Raw genomic sequence first — 14790 nt, forward strand, 5'->3', positions numbered from 1 at the left:
CCACCGGTTATCCGATCACCGACGCCCCCACCCGCAAGCCCACACAACCCGCCCGCTCCCCGCCCCCTCGACGCACTCCACGTAGTGCCCCACCAACTCGGCAACCGACACCACCCCGATCACAGGGAACAGCCCGCCGAACACCCCTGCGGACTCCGCGACCATCGCGGGGCTGACCACGGTGACCCGCAGATCCCCGAAAACCCCCGAGGTCAACGTGAACGAGGCCCCGTCCGCGCAGTGGTGCTGCCCCGTCAGCACCGGGTCGACCTGCCCGAAGAACTTGGCCCGCATGTTCTCCCGCAACCCGTCCACGGTCAGCGCCGAGAACTCGTCCACCTCCCTGTGCCGCCCCGCCCGACCCCCTGCGCCAACGACGCCAGAGCGTCCGCGTCGGCACTGCCCGGCGCAGCGTGGAACAACCCCATCCACTGGTCGTCGTCGGGCAGCACCACCGTCTCGTTGACCAACCTCACCCGCCCCACAACCGGGTGGTCCAACTCCCGCACGTGGTGCGAGCAGCTCCGCACCGGCCGCCGAGCCCACATCCGCGCGAACTCCGGACTGGCCACCACCAGCTCCCCGACGAGCCGGTCCAACTCCACGTCCACCACCCGCCGAGCCGCAGCCCGCTGCAAGGCGGCAACCGCAACCTGGGCCTTCCCGTCCCAATCGCAGTACAACGCCCGGTGGTGCGGGTCCAGGAACAACATCCGAACCAGATTGGGCCGAACCCGCCCAAGCCGAGCCCGAACCCGAGCCCGCCCACCCCGCCGAGGCGCCCCCAACACCCGCAAGTGCTCACGCTCAGCTTCGTCAAGCCGCAAAGCCCCGGCTAACGCGTCGAGCACAGCCTCAGAATCTCAATCCCGGTCACAGCACCATCGTCGCGCCAACCAGCCCGACAAGCCTGCCCCAACCAGGTGCACCCACACCCCACCGCCAGCCGACCGCCCAGCAGGTTGACCGCTTCGCAGCCCGACCGCTTCGCGGGCTGCGGGGCGAGCGCAGCGAGCCCGCAGCCGCCCCAATCCCGCGTCCCTCTTCTCCGTTTGGCCTGGCGAAGCCCGAGCGCAGGTGTCAAGACGCCGCCGCACTGCGCGGCAGACCGCCCGAGTCAAACGGCGTCTTGACGCCTGTGCTTGCCTGAAAGGAGGCCAAACGGAGAAGAGGGACCCCGCCCACCGCAGCAGTTCGCAGTAGACGGGTCCCAAGGACCAACAGCCACCGGCCGGCAGAGCCCGTCCCCCTCTTTTTTGGAGGTCTGCCCCGCCGGCGAGGCGTGCTCTTCAGTTTTTAAAGCCCTTCACCACCCACTCGCCCACCCAACACCCACCCACCCAAGACCAACCCACCCAAGACCGACTCACCGAGGAACCGCGTCCAAAGCCTTAAAAATCCTCTTGTCCGAAACCGTGTACCGAGCCCCGATGGTCTGCGCGAAGTAGCTCAACCGCAGCTCCTCCACCATCCACCGAACCTCGTCCAACCCCGGCTGCGGCTCATCCGAAGGCAACTTGGCCCGCAATTCCCGGTACTCCGCGTGCACCGCGTGCACCCGGTCCATCCACTCCTGATCCCGCCGAACATCCCGCCCGAGCTTCTCCACCCGAACCGAGATCCCCTTCAGGTACCGCACCACATCGTCCAACCGGGCCGCCCCGGCCTCAGCCACGAACCCGGCGTGCACCAGCCCGCTCAACTGCGCCCGAGCGTCGGCCAACGACTCCTCAACCCCAGGCCCCCGAACCGCCCCGATGGCCAGCTCGGCCTCCTGAGCCGCCTCCAAGACCTTCCGAACCCGCCCCACAACCTCGAACACCGCCTCGCCCAGCCCGACCCGGACCTTCTCCGTCAACCCCGCGAAGGCGTCCTGCTTCCACACCGGCCCCCCGGCGTCGGCCACCAGCTTGTCGACGGCCGCCGCGATGCAGTCCGCCAACAACGGCGCGACCCCACCGTGCGGGTTCCGGGTCAGCGTCAACTTCTCCGAGTTGCTCAACCCGCGCTGCAGCAGCTTCACCGGCGACGGCACGTTCAACGTGACCAACCGCCGCGTCCCCAACCGCATGGCGTGCGCCTGCCGCCCAGGCGTGTCCAGGATCTCCACCGCCACGCTGGTCCCCTTGTCCACCAGCGCCGGATAGGCCGTGACCACGATCCCCGACCGCTCCCGCCGCACCGCGCGCGGCAGGTCGCCGAAGTCCCACCGCACCACCCCGGTCCGGGCCCAGCTCCCCGCGGCCTCCGCCAGGCTCGCCCGCAACCGCTGCTTGAGCCGCAACTTCAACGCCGCGGGGTCCTTCCCCACGGCCAGCTCCTCGCCCGCCTCCCCCACCACCTGGAACGTCAACCTCAGGTGATCGGGAACCTGGTCGAGGTTCCACTCCTCACGCGGCACCACGACCCCGGTCAGCGCCCGCAGCTCCCGCTCCAGCGCGGGCAGCAGCGCCTCGTCCACCCCGATCCGCGACAGCGCAGCCGCCGCCACGTCCGGCACCGGCACGAAGTTGCGCCGCACCGGCTTGGGCAGCGACCGGATCAGCGCCACCACCAGCTCGGTCCGCAGCCCCGGCACCTGCCACGACAGCGCGTCGTCCGGCACCTTCGTCAGCGCGGGCAGCGGCAACCGCACCGTCACCCCGTCCCCGCCCACCCCCGGCTCGAACCGGTAGGACAGCGAGAACGTGAGCCCACCCCGGTCCATCTCGTCCGGGTAGGCCTCGGGCTCCACCTTCGCCACGTCGTTGACCAGCATCTTCTTGCTGAACGTCAACAGCTCGGCGTCCTCGTGCCGCGCCTTCTTCCACCACGAGTCGAAGTGCCGCGCCGACACCACGTCCGCCGGGACCCGTTCCGCGTAGAAGTCGAAGATCGTCTCCTCGTCGACCACGATGTCCCGCCGCCGCGCCCGGTTCTCCAGCTCCGCGACCTCGGCCAGCAGCTCCTGGTTGCGCGCGTAGAACGCGTGGTGCGTGCTCCACTCGCCCTGCACCAGCGCGTGCCGGATGAACAGCTCCCGCGACAGCTCGGGGTCGATCCGCCCGTAGTTGACCCGCCGGGCAGCCACGATCGGCACCCCGTACAGCGTCACCTTCTCGGTCGCCACGACCGCCCCGCGCTTGGCGTCCCACCTCGGCTCGCTGTACGTGCGCTTGACCAGGTGCTCGGCCAGCCGCTCCGCCCACTCCGGCTCGATCTTCGCGACCGTGCGCCCCCAGAGCCGGGAGGTCTCCACCAGCTCCGCCGCCATGACCCACTGCGGCGGCTGCTTGCTCAGCGCCGAACCGGGGAACACCGCGAACCGCGCCCCCCGCGCCCCCAGGAACTCGGCGAGCTGCCGCCTGCCCTGCTCCTTCTTCCCCTGCTCGCGCTTGGGCACGTCCTTGAGCCCGATGTGCGAGAGCAGCCCGGACAACAGGCTCACGTGGATGTTGCGCGTCTCGCCCGGCTCGGTGTTGACGTGCACCCCGAGCGTCTTGGCGACCTGCCGCAGCTGCGCGTACACGTCCTGCCACTCGCGCACCCGCAGGTAGTTCAGGAACTCGGTGCGGCACATCTTGCGGAACTGGTTCGAGGAGCGCTCCTTCTGCTGCTCCTTCAGGTACTCCCACAGCTTCAGGTACGAGGTGAAGTCCGACCCCGCGTCCTTGAACCGGGCGTGCTGCTCGTCGGCGGCCTGCTGCTTGTCGGCGGGTCGCTCGCGCGGGTCCTGGATGGACAGCGCCGCCGCGATCACCATGACCTCGCGCACGCACCCGTTGCGGTCGGCCTCCACGACCATCCGCGCCAGGCGCGGGTCGATCGGCAGCTGCGCGAGCTTGCGCCCCAGCGGCGTCAGCTCCCGCCCCTGCGTGGGCGCCAGCGCCCCCAGCTCCTGGAGCAGCTGCACGCCGTCGCTGATGTTGCGCGCCTCGGGCGGGTCGATGAACGGGAACCCGGCGATGTCGCCGAGGCCGATCGAGGTCATCTGCAGGATGACCGACGCCAGGTTGGTGCGCAGGATCTCCGGGTCGGTGAACTCCGGCCGCGCCAGGAAGTCGTCCTCGGAGTACAGCCGCACGCAGATGCCCTCGGACACCCGGCCGCACCGCCCCTTGCGCTGGTTGGCCGAGGCCTGAGACACCGGTTCGATGGGCAGGCGCTGCACCTTGAGCCGGTGGCTGTAGCGGGAGACGCGGGCGGTGCCGGGGTCGATCACGTACTTGATGCCGGGCACGGTCAGCGAGGTCTCGGCCACGTTCGTGGCCAGCACGACCCGCCTGCCCCGGTGCGGCTGGAACACCCGGTGCTGCTCGGCGAACGACAGCCGCGCGAACAGCGGCAGCACCTCGGTGTCGCGCAGCTTGAGCGCGTTCAGGGCGTCGGCGGTGTCGCGGATCTCCCGCTCGCCGGACAGGAACACCAGCACGTCGCCGGGCCCCTCGGCCTGGAGCTCGCGCACGGCGTCGCAGATGCCCTGGGTCTGGTCGCGGTCCGGGTCGGCCTCCGGGTCCTCCGGGTCGACCAGCGGCCGGTAGCGCACCTCGACCGGGTAGGTGCGGCCGGAGACCTCGATGACGGGCGCGTCGGAGAAGTGCCGGGAGAAGCGCTGCGGGTCGATGGTCGCCGAGGTGATGACGACCTTGAGGTCCGGGCGCTGGGGCAGCAACTGCTTGAGGTAGCCGAGGAGGAAGTCGACGTTGAGGCTGCGCTCGTGCGCCTCGTCGATGATGATCGTGTCGTAGCGGGAGAGCATCCGGTCGGTCTGGAGCTCGGCGAGCAGGATGCCGTCGGTCATGAGCTTGACCAGCGTGTCGTCGCCGGACTGGTCGGTGAACCGGACCTTGTAGCCGACCGCCGCGCCCAGCTCGGTGCCCAGCTCCTCGGCGACGCGCTCGGCGACGGTGCGGGCGGCGAGCCTGCGCGGCTGGGTGTGCCCGATCTGGCCGAGGACGCCCCGGCCCAGCTCGAGGCAGATCTTGGGCAGCTGCGTGGTCTTGCCCGACCCGGTCTCACCGGCCACGACCACCACCTGGTGGTCGCGGATGAGCGCGGCGATCTCGTCCTTGTGCGCGCTCACCGGCAGCTCGGCCGGGTAGGTGATCGTGGGCAGGGCCTCGCGGCGCAGCGCCACCCTCAGCTCGGCCTGGTCGAACTCGGCGGCGATCTCGGCGGTCACGCCTGCCCGTGCCCGCTCGTCGCGCATCTTGCGGACGCCGTCGAGGCGGCGGCGCAGGCGGCGCTGGTCCCGAGTCATGAGCTGGGGCAGGCGTTGCTGCAGGTCGGCGAAAGACGGCGTGTTCATACTGCCCACAAGGATAGTGGTGGCGGCCAGCCGTTATCCGCCAGAACCCCCGCTTCACGCGGGCTTCACGCGCTGGGCGGGGGTTCCGGGCCCGCGTTCCGGCTCGACGACCCGGCTCAGCGCTCGGCGCGCAACCTCGCCAGCAGCTCGGCGTGCGCGGCCATGACCTCCCGGTGCACGAACGGCCCGTGGCTGATCCGCGCCACCCCCAGCTGCGCCAACCGGGGCGCGGCGGGCGCGGCCGGGGACCGCAGCACGTTGACCGGCAGCCCGGCGCCGCCGACGAACTCCCCGATGCCCGCCTCGTCGGCGAGCCCGATCGGGTACACGCAGTCCGCGCCCGCCTCCGCGTACAGCCGGGCCCTGCGCAACGCCTCCGCGACGTCCCCGCCCAGCAGGAAGACGTCGATCCGGGCGTTGATCACCAGGTCGGGGTCGGCCGCGCGCAGTTCCCGCAGGTAGTCGGCGTGCCGGTCGGCGTCCAGCAGCTCCCGCTCCTCCAGCGAGTCCTCGACGTTGCACCCGACCGCGCCCGCCTCAGCCAGCCGCCCGGCCAGCTCAGCGGCGCCCAGGCCGTACCCGTGCTCGACGTCGGCGGTGACCGGGACCGCGACCGCCGAGGCGATGCGGGCGATCGCGGCGAACGCCTCGTCCACCGGCATCGCCTCCCCGTCCGGGTGGCCCAGGGACGCGGACACCGCGGCGCTGGCCGTGGCGACCGCGCCGAACCCGGCCCGCTCGACGGCGAGCGCGGACGGCACGTCCCAGGCGTTGGGCAGCACGAGCGGGTCGCCGGGCACGTGCAGCGCCCGCAGCGCGGCGGCCGGGGCGGAGCGTTCGGTGATCATGGTGCGACCGTAGGCCACCGCGCGCCCGGATCCACACCGAACGGTCCGCACCGACCGCCGCGCCCACGTCCGGGTGAGAGCAGACCCGAGGGGGTGAAGCTGACCGCGACCGTCCTCGACACCACCGACCCCAGGGGTCTGGCGCTGTTCTACGGCGCGCCGCTCGGCTGGGAGATCGCCGACGACGAGGAGGAGCGGGTGACGCTGCGCGACCCGGCGGGCGGCGCGGGCCTGTCGTTCCAGTGCGAGCCCGCCCACCGGCCGCCGGTGTGGCCCGCCGCCGAGGGCGACCCTCGGATGATGACGCACCCGGACGTCGAGGTGACCGACCTGGCGGCCGGGGTGGCGCGGGCCCTGGAGCCGGGCGCCCGCCTGGCCGGGCGCCAGCCGCAGGCGGACGTGCGGGCGCCCCTGGACCCGGCCGGTCACCCGTTCTGCCTGTGGGCGCCGCAGGCGTAGCCACCGCCCCGCCGGCGCTCGCACCCCGCCCCACCCCACCCCGCGCCCCACTCCGACCCGACCCTCTCGCGCCGCCGTCCCGGTCCCCGTCCCCGTCCGGCCGCACCCCCGCCGCCACCTGGCCGACACCCCCGATGGTCCCGGAGGGTGACCACCGGTGCACACAGCGTCGTTAACAGTAAACAGCCGCCCGACGACCGGCCTGGGCCGGAGGTCGCAGCCGATTCCCCCTCACGTGCGCTTGCCCGCTGTGTTTCCGGCGTGTTTCCGCGCCGTTTGAGCTGCGCTTTTCCGGGGTTCACCCGCCCCGTTGGGCCGCTCGACCGCACCCGAACGGGACAACTCCACACCGGTTCCTTAATTGCGGGACCGCGCTCACCAGCGCGTTTCCCGCCATACGATCAGATCCGCCCGACCACCCAGCCGGTCAGGCGCGCACAGGACCAGTGGCCCCCGGCCCACCCTGCCCCGGCCGGGGGCCACCCTCTCCGATCCGAGGCCGGGCTCACGCCCCGGTGGTGCCCCCGACGACCGCGTCCGAGGACGCCGGCTTCTCGATCGGGGGGACCACGTCGGCCAGGGCGCCACCGTTGTCGTTGACCCGCAGCACGAACGGCCGGGTCTCGGTGTACCGGACCACCGACAGCGACGCCGGGTCGACCACGATCCGCTGGAACCCGTCCAGGTGCGCGCCCAGCGCGTCCGCCAGCAGCGACTTGATCACGTCGCCGTGGCTGCACGCCAGCCACACCGCGCCGGGCCCGAACTCCTCGGTGACCCGCGCGTCGTGCGCCCGCACCGCCGCCACCGCCCTGGCCTGCACCCGCGCCAGCCCCTCGCCGCCGGGGAACACCGCGGCGGACGGGTGCTGCTGCACCACCTTCCACAGCGGCTCCTGCAGCAGCTCCTTGATGGGCCTGCCGGTCCACTCGCCGTACTCGACCTCGGCCAGGTCCGGCTCGACGGTCGCGGTGAGGCCGCGCTCGGCCAGCAGCGGCTCCAGGGTCTGCCCGCAGCGCTCCAGCGGCGAGGTCACCACCGCGTCCAGGCGCACCCCGGCGAGCCGGTCCACGAGCGCGCGGGCCTGCCGCTCGCCGTCCTCCGCGAGCCGCACCCCCGGTTGCCTGCCCGCCAGGATCGCGGAGCCGTTGGCGGTCGAGCGCGCGTGCCGCAGAAGGATCACAGTAGCCACGCTGCCAGCCTAAATCGCCCCGCGAACCGATCACCGCGCGGGCCCGCCGCACCCCCGGAGACGCCGGTGGCCCGGAACGCGCCGTCGCGTTCCGGGCCACCGGGGAGAGCCAGGTCCCCGCCGAACTCAGGTCGCGCTGATCAGGTTCATCGACAGCAGACCCATCAGCACCAGGCCCAGCAGCAGCCGGTACCACACGAACACCGAGTAGCTGTGCTTCGACACGTACCGCAGCAGCCACGCGATGGTGGCGTAGCCGACCACGAACGACACCAGCGTCGCCACGATCATCTGCGGCACCGAGGCGGCGTTCGCCTCGGAGCGGTCGAGCACGTCCGGGATGCTGAACAGGCCGGCGCCGAACACGGCGGGCAGGGCCAGCAGGAACGAGTACCGGGCCGCGGCGGCCCGGTCCAGCCCCAGGAACAGACCCGCGGTGAGCGTCCCGCCGGAGCGGGAGACACCGGGGATGAGGGCCATGGCCTGGGCGAAGCCCATGCCGACGGCGTCCTTCAACTCCAACTTCGAGCGCACCTGCTTGCCGACGTGGTCAGCCACGCCGAGCAGGATGCCGAACACGACCAGCACGATCGCCGTGATCCACAGGTTTCGCAGCGACGAGCGGATCTCGTCCTTGAAGACCAGGCCAAGGACGCTGATCGGAATCGACCCGAGGATGACGTACCACGCCATCCGGTAGTTCTCGGTCTTCCGGGCGGCCTTGCTGACCAAGCCCTTGAACCAGGCGGACAGGAGCCCGCCGATGTCCTTGGCGAAGTAGATCAGCACTGCCAGCTCGGTCCCCAGCTGGATCACCGCGGTGAACGAGGCGCCCGCGTCGTTGCCGAAGAACAGCGTGGACACGATGCGCACGTGCGCCGACGACGAGATGGGGAGGAATTCCGTGAGTCCCTGCACCAGGCCGAGGACGATGGCCTGCAACCAGCTCAACTACCCACTCCCGCCAGATCCAAAGCCTCGGACGCCGCGCGGAGCGCGGCCGTCCCCTGGGCCAGATCTTGCAGCATGGGCGAGACGGTCAGCGTCGTGACCCCCGCTTGGGCGTAGGCGGCCATCCGGTCGGCGATCCGCTCCACCGGACCGAGCAGCGAGGTGGCGTCCAGGAACTCCAGCGGCAGCGCCGCCATCGCCCCCGCGTAGTCCTTGGCCAGGTACCGCTCCTGCACCTCGGCGGCCTCGGCGGCGTAGCCCATGCGCACCGCGAGGTCGTTGTAGAAGTTCTTCTGCCTGCTGCCCATGCCGCCCACGTACAGCGCCGCGTACGGCCGCACCAGGTCCGCGCACGCCCGCCAGTCCTCGCCCACGACCAGCGGCGCGGTGGGCACCACGTCGAACCCGTCGAGGGTCTTCCCGGCCTTCTCGCGACCGGCGCGCAGCAGGTCGAGGGACTCCCCGGCCTGCTCGGGGGAGAAGAACAGCGCCAACCACCCGTCGGCGATCTCGCCCGCGAGCTGGACGTTCTTCGGGCCCACGGCCGCCAGGTAGAGCGGGATGTGCTCGCGCACGGGGTGCACGGTCAGGGTGAGCGCCTTGCCGGGGCCGTCCGGCAGCGGCAGCACGTAGTGCTCGCCCTCGTGCCTGAGCCGCTCGCGGCGCAGCGCCGTGCGCACGATCTCCACGTACTCGCGGGTGCGCGCGAGCGGCTTGTCGAAGCGCACGCCGTGCCAGCCCTCCGACACCTGCGGCCCGGACACGCCCAGCCCCATCCGGAACCGCCCACCGGACAGGGTGTCCAGGGTGGCCGCCGTCATCGCCGCCATGGCCGGTGTCCTGGCGGGGATCTGCATGATGGCGCTGCCCACGTCCACGCGTTCGGTGTGGGCGGCCACCCACGAGAGCACGGACGGCGCGTCCGACCCGTAGGCCTCCGCCGCCCAGACCACCGAGAAGCCGAGCCGGTCGGCTTCCTTGGCCAGTTCGAGGTTCGCGGCGTCGTTGCCCGCGCCCCAGTACCCGAGGTTCAGTCCCAGTCGCACACGCGGACCCTACCGACCGGTAACCACGATGGCCAGGTGATCACCCTCTAGGCTTCGCGGGGTGGAACAGCGATACCTGGGACGCAGCGGTCTGCGGGTGTCCCGGCTCGGGCTCGGCACCATGACCTGGGGCCTGGACACCGGGCCCGACCAGGCGGCGAGCCAGCTCCAGGCCTTCACCGAGGCGGGCGGCACGCTCGTGGACACCGCCGACGTCTACTCCGACGGGGAAGCGGAGCGCATCCTCGGCGCACTGCTGGGCGAGGTCGTCCCGCGCGATCGGGTGGTGCTGGCGACCAAGGCGGTCGCGCGGCGCGACGACGGCCCGTTCGGCGGCGGCGCCTCGCGCGGAGCGCTGCTGGCCGCGCTCGACGGCTCCCTGCGCAGGCTCGGCGTGGACCACGTCGACCTGTGGCAGCTGCACGCCTGGGACCCCGCCGTGCCCCTGGACGAGACCCTGTCCGCGCTGGACTCGGCGATCGCCTCCGGCAAGGTCCGCTACGCCGGGGTGTCCAACTACTGCGGCTGGCAGCTGGGCACCGCCGCCGCCCTGCCCGGCCACACCCCGATCGTGTCGAACCAGGTCGAGTACTCGCTGGTGGAGCGGGGCGTGGAGCGCGAGGTCGCGCCCGCCGCGCGGCACCACCGGGTGGGGCTGCTGCCGTGGGCGCCGCTGGGGCGCGGCGTGCTCACCGGCAAGTACCGGCACGCAACGCCCGCCGACTCGCGCGGGGCGTCCGAGGCGCTGGCCGGGTACGTGCAGCGGCACCGCACCGAGCGGGCGGCGCGGATCGTGCAGGCCGTGCTGACCGCCGCCGAGGGCCTGGGCAGCTCGCCGCTGCGGGTGGCGCTGGCGTGGGTGCGGGACCGGCCCGGCGTGGTCGCGCCGATCGTGGGGGCCAGGGACACCGTGCAGCTGGTGGCGTCCCTGGCCAGCGAGGACCTCGTGCTGCCGTCCGCGATCCGCGCGGCGCTGGACGACGTGAGCGCGGTGGGGTTCGGCTACCCGGAGACCGAGCTGGGCTGAGCGGGTCCGGCCTCCGCGCGCCTGCCCCGTTCAGCCCTCGTCCGGTGCGCGCCCCGCCCCCTGACCCGTCTGGCCCGCCTGCCCGGTGGGCGGGGTCCGGCCCGCCTGGGCGCCGCTCCCCGCCTGCCTGGTCACCCGCCTCCCCCGCCGCTTGGCCGGGTGGTGCGCCGCCGCCCGCTCGCGACCGGGCTCCGGCTCCTCCTCCGCCAGCTCCCGCGCCGCCAGCAGCCACGGCGGCGCCCCGTCCACCGCCTCCTCCAGCCACGCCGAGGCCCGCGCCGCCCGCTCCACCGCCCCCGGAGCCCGCACCCGCCGCGCCAGGTGCTCCACCAGCGCCCCCACCCTGGCCGCGGCGGGCGGGTGGCAGCCCGCGAACGGCACCGGCGCCCCGGTGCGCTCGGCCAGCGCGTGCACCGCCTCCTGCACGAACAGCGGCAGCAGCAGCCCCACCACCAGCAGCCGCTCCCGCTCGTCGCGCTCGCGCGGGGCCGCCCGGTCCGCGTCGCGCAGCAGCACCGACGCCGCCAGCCGGTCCGCGTCGTGCTCACCGGCCCAGCCCACCGACCGCGCGTCCAGCACCCCCACCGGGGTGCGCGCCTCGGTCCACCGGACACCCGACACCAGGTCCCCGCGCAGCACGTGCGCCACCTCGTGCGCCAGCAGGAACCCCAGCGCGTGCCGCCACAGCTCGCCCGCGACCGCCGCGCGCGCCCCGGACAGCTCCGGGAGCGGTCTGGGACGGGCGGCCCCGTTGCCGTGCAGGTGCGCGTTGAACGCCTCGGCCAGCGCGTACCCGACCCGCTCCCCCGCCAGCAGCGGCTCACCGCCCTCCGGCCCGGCCGCCACCATGATCTTCACCACCCCGCGCAGCAGGTCCAGCAGCCCGCTGTCGACCAGCAGCAGCGCCCCGCCGCCGGGCACCGGGTGGCACAGCCCGTCCAGCGCGCCGGTCGGGAACACCGCCGGGTGCAGCGGCGTGGTCACCGGCAGGCCCGCCGCCCACGACAGCCGCAGCACCGGCGGCAGCGCCGCCTCCAGCGCGGTCTGCCAGTCCCGCAGCCGCTCCTGCCGGTAGGCCGGTGGGCGCAGCCTGACCTCCACCAACCGCCCCAGCAGCACCTCGCGCCGCTCGCCGCCGACCGTGGCCCAGGTGTGGTAGCGGCCGTCCGGGCGGACGGGGCGGGGAAGGGGGTCGAGGTGGTCCACGACCCTCCGGTTGCGCAGCAGCTCCTGGTGCCGCTCCTTGAGCCGGTCCACCGTCATGCGCCCTCCTCCCGTTCACCGGGCATGGTGTCCACGGGTGGGTGTCGGCGGGGGCTCTATCACCTCGCCGGACCAGCGATTCCACCCTCCCCCTGCGTGACGGCGTCCGGTCGGTGATGGATGCTGGGGTCCGGTTGTGCGAACGGGTTAACTGGAGGTCCAACAGTGCGTCGTCTGGCCGCGGTGGTGCTGACCGGGGCGTGCCTGGTCACCGGCTGCTCCGTCGAGGACACCCCGTCGGACCCGCTCCAGGTGGCGGCGACCCTGCACCCGGCCACCCCCGCCGCCTCGCCCGCGACCACCACCGCCCCCGAGGGGACGGTGCTGCCGCTCGGGAGGGCGAGCGCGCTGGCCGTGACCGCCTCGCACGTGGCCGTCGCGCTGACCGACCCGCCGTCGGTGGCCCTGTACCCGCTCGCGGGCGGCGACCCGCTGACCGCGGCGCTGCCGGGACCGGTGGAGTCGCTGGTCGTGGACGGGCAGGACGTGCTGGCCCCGGTGCCCGGCAGCGGCGTCGTGGTGACGGTGCGCCCGGACGCGACGACCACCTCGCGGGAGGTCGGCGGCGCGCCGGTCGACGTGGCGCGGGTGGGCGGGCGGCTGGTGGTGGCCCGCCGCGAGGCCAAGGACCTGGACCTGGGCGGGCGCGCGATGGGCGGCTTCTCCAGCCCCGACCGGGTGCTCGCGTTCGGCGACCGGGCGATCGTGCTGGACCGGCCGCGCAGCGCGGTGTTCGACGTGGACCCGGCCGCCGAGCGGCCCGGCGCGGGCCTGCGGGCCGGTGAGGGCGCGACGAACGCGGTGGCCGACAAGTACGGGCGGGCGCTGGTGGTGGACACCAGGGGCGGCGAGTTCATGGCGTTCTCCAGCAGCCCGCTGATCATGCGCCAGCGCTACCCGCTGCCGGGCGGCCCGTACGGGCTGGCCTACGACGAGCGCACCGACCTGGCGTGGATCACGCTGACCGAGCGCAACGAGGTCGTCGCGTTCGACGTGGCGGGCGGTGAGCCCAGGGAGGTCCACCGCTACGCGACCGTCCGCCAGCCCGACTCGGTGGCGGTGGACCCGGAGACCGGCCGGGTGTACGTGGCCTCGGCGGGCGGCGAGGGGATGCAGGTGATCGAACCGTGAGCGAGCAGCCGTCGGTGGGCGACGCGGTGGTCGAGGGCGACTGGGAGTACCGGCCGCTGCGGCTGCCGCCGGGGGTGTCGCGGAAGGCGGCGGCGATCCAGCTGAGCGTCCAGGCGGAGTTCGCGGGCTGGGAGCTGGCCAGGACGCTGCTGTTCGGCGACGGGTCGCGCAAGGTGTGGCTGCGGCGCAGGCGCACGGCGGCCACCCTGCCGGGTCTGAGCATCTGAGCTTTCCCGGAGCCCCGGACGGGGTACCCGTGGTGCGCCGGCGGTGCGGGTAACCGCTGGTGAACGTGGCCCTGGGCAGCTCCCGAGCAGCCCCTGGGCCGCCGTTCACCGCAGCGCGCTGCTCCGTTCGCGGGCATTGCTGGGCACCCCTACCGGCCGATACTGTCGCGGGCGGGCGACCCAGTTGCGCTGGAGGCCGCCCTCAACCACCACACCTGTGGTACCACACCTGTGGTGATCGGGGTCCTGACGCCCATTCTGCTCACACCGAGCGCCCCGCCGCTCACCGAGCGCGCCGAGAACCCCGAGCTCCGCGCCCCGGAGGACCCGCGCCCTCCGGGGCTCCTGCCAATCAGGACGTCTCAGGCGGCCGGGGGTTCGGCCGAGGCGCCCAGGTACCGGTTCACGGTCAGCCGCAGCTGCTCGGCGTGCAGGTAGATGTCCTCCACCCGCTCGATGGCCACGCGCGTCTCGACCTTCTGCTCGTCGAACACCCCGAGGTACTTCTTGGACCGGTTGAACCACAGCCGGGCGATGGGCCTGCGGTTGTTGTCGTCGAGCAGCACGCCGAAGTAGGTCTTGGTGTCGCGGGCGAAGACCCTGGTGGCGGGCACCGAGCCGCAGACGATGGCCCGCACGATCCGGAAGCCCTCGATCTCCTCCTCGGTGGTGACGACGTCCCCGCCCCGCTCCTGCACCCCGGCGGGCGGGGCCTCGACGGGCGCGGGCTCGCTCTCCTCCGCCGGGACCGCCCCGACCCCGCGCACGTACGACCCGCCGCCGAGCGCGTTCTTGAGCCGGTCGTTGACCTGGTCGTTGAGGAACTGGCGGCACGCCTTGTCCACCAGCGGCGCGAACTGCTCGCGCACCCGCTGGGTGAAGGAGCCCTCGTAGACGCGGGTGGCCAGGAACTTCACCCAGTCGTCCTCGGGCTCCTTGAACTGCGCGGCGAGCACCCGCTTGAGCTGCCCGATGTACTTGAGCTCGCCTGCCGCGCTGATCACCGAGTCGAGGTCGAACGCCTCCTTGGTCAGCTTCGCCAGCTCCGGCAGCAGGGTCTCGTCCACGTCCGAGAAGTCCATGACCAGGAACGGCTTGGCGTCCATGCGGTTGGGCGCGTCGAGGTCGGTGTAGAACTGGTAGACCTCGCCGTTGGTCAGGATCGCGATCCGGGCGTTGGTCGCCGCGAAGTAGCGGAACAGCTGCGAGGCGTGCTCCAGCCTGAGCGGGTCGTTGACCTTCTTCGCCTCCAGCAGGACCTGCACCTGCCCGTCGTGCACGATGGCGTAGTCGACACGAAGGCGTTCTTGGTCGCCTCCTCGGTCTCGATCCCGGCCTTGGACTTGCGGATCTCCATGG

Annotated in this window: 13 protein-coding genes; 4 read left to right on the forward strand and 9 right to left on the reverse strand. The window is 73.0% G+C overall.

Annotation, left to right across the window (positions count from 1 at the left end):
- Window positions 1-15: 15 nt before the first annotated feature.
- From CNX65_RS17815 to CNX65_RS17830, 4 genes are all read right to left on the reverse strand, one after another.
- Window positions 16-339, reverse strand: a complete 324-nt coding sequence (locus tag CNX65_RS17815) for a Rossmann-fold NAD(P)-binding domain-containing protein (RefSeq protein WP_096494512.1) — start codon at window positions 337-339, stop codon at window positions 16-18.
- Entirely contained in the window at window positions 318-851 is a 534-nt protein-coding gene (locus tag CNX65_RS17820) for an MmyB family transcriptional regulator (protein WP_309142040.1), read from the reverse strand. Before CNX65_RS17820 ends, CNX65_RS17815 begins: the two co-directional genes overlap by 22 nt.
- Window positions 852-1366: 515 nt before the next feature.
- On the reverse strand, window positions 1367-5287 hold the full coding sequence (gene hrpA / locus CNX65_RS17825; RefSeq protein WP_096494516.1) for an ATP-dependent RNA helicase HrpA: 3921 nt from the start codon (window positions 5285-5287) through the stop codon (window positions 1367-1369).
- A gap of 116 nt (window positions 5288-5403) precedes the next feature.
- Complete coding sequence (locus CNX65_RS17830) at window positions 5404-6135, reverse strand: isocitrate lyase/PEP mutase family protein (protein WP_177154611.1); 732 nt, start codon at window positions 6133-6135, stop codon at window positions 5404-5406.
- A 93-nt stretch (window positions 6136-6228) separates the two neighbouring features.
- Between CNX65_RS17830 and CNX65_RS17835 the strand changes: the two genes are divergently transcribed.
- Window positions 6229-6594 carry a VOC family protein gene (locus tag CNX65_RS17835; RefSeq protein ID WP_096494520.1) on the forward strand — a complete coding sequence of 122 codons (366 nt, stop codon included), beginning with the start codon at window positions 6229-6231 and terminating at the stop codon, window positions 6592-6594.
- A 505-nt stretch (window positions 6595-7099) separates the two neighbouring features.
- On the opposite strand, the gene CNX65_RS17840 is transcribed toward CNX65_RS17835, so the two are convergent.
- From CNX65_RS17840 to CNX65_RS17850, 3 genes are all read right to left on the reverse strand, one after another.
- The gene (locus CNX65_RS17840; protein WP_096494522.1) at window positions 7100-7786 is read right to left on the reverse strand and encodes a histidine phosphatase family protein; all 687 of its coding nucleotides are present in this window, start codon (window positions 7784-7786) and stop codon (window positions 7100-7102) included.
- Between the two features lie 126 nt (window positions 7787-7912).
- Complete coding sequence (locus CNX65_RS17845) at window positions 7913-8737, reverse strand: undecaprenyl-diphosphate phosphatase (RefSeq protein WP_096494524.1); 825 nt, start codon at window positions 8735-8737, stop codon at window positions 7913-7915.
- Window positions 8734-9783: an LLM class F420-dependent oxidoreductase gene (locus tag CNX65_RS17850; protein WP_096494526.1), complete on the reverse strand. Its 1050-nt coding sequence runs from the start codon at window positions 9781-9783 to the stop codon at window positions 8734-8736. Before CNX65_RS17850 ends, CNX65_RS17845 begins: the two co-directional genes overlap by 4 nt.
- Before the next feature lie 61 nt (window positions 9784-9844).
- Here CNX65_RS17850 and CNX65_RS17855 point away from each other — a divergent pair, with 61 nt between their 5' ends.
- Entirely contained in the window at window positions 9845-10810 is a 966-nt protein-coding gene (locus CNX65_RS17855; RefSeq protein WP_096494528.1) for an aldo/keto reductase, read from the forward strand.
- A gap of 30 nt (window positions 10811-10840) precedes the next feature.
- Here CNX65_RS17855 and CNX65_RS17860 read toward each other — a convergent pair whose 3' ends face one another.
- On the reverse strand, window positions 10841-12073 hold the full coding sequence (locus CNX65_RS17860) for a hypothetical protein (RefSeq protein WP_096494530.1): 1233 nt from the start codon (window positions 12071-12073) through the stop codon (window positions 10841-10843).
- A gap of 165 nt (window positions 12074-12238) precedes the next feature.
- Between CNX65_RS17860 and CNX65_RS17865 the strand changes: the two genes are divergently transcribed.
- Window positions 12239-13204, forward strand: coding sequence for a YncE family protein (locus tag CNX65_RS17865; protein ID WP_096494532.1), 966 nt, complete (start codon window positions 12239-12241; stop codon window positions 13202-13204).
- Window positions 13201-13431, forward strand: a complete 231-nt coding sequence (locus tag CNX65_RS17870; protein ID WP_015802307.1) for a DUF5703 family protein — start codon at window positions 13201-13203, stop codon at window positions 13429-13431. Before CNX65_RS17865 ends, CNX65_RS17870 begins: the two co-directional genes overlap by 4 nt.
- 362 nt (window positions 13432-13793) lie before the next feature.
- Here the strand turns inward: CNX65_RS17870 and CNX65_RS17875 are convergent, their stop codons facing one another.
- Window positions 13794-14711, reverse strand: a complete 918-nt coding sequence (locus tag CNX65_RS17875; RefSeq protein ID WP_232519886.1) for a restriction endonuclease — start codon at window positions 14709-14711, stop codon at window positions 13794-13796.
- Window positions 14712-14790: the final 79 nt, after the last annotated feature.

The sequence above is a fragment of the Actinosynnema pretiosum genome, from assembly GCF_002354875.1.
GTDB lineage: Bacteria > Actinomycetota > Actinomycetes > Mycobacteriales > Pseudonocardiaceae > Actinosynnema > Actinosynnema auranticum.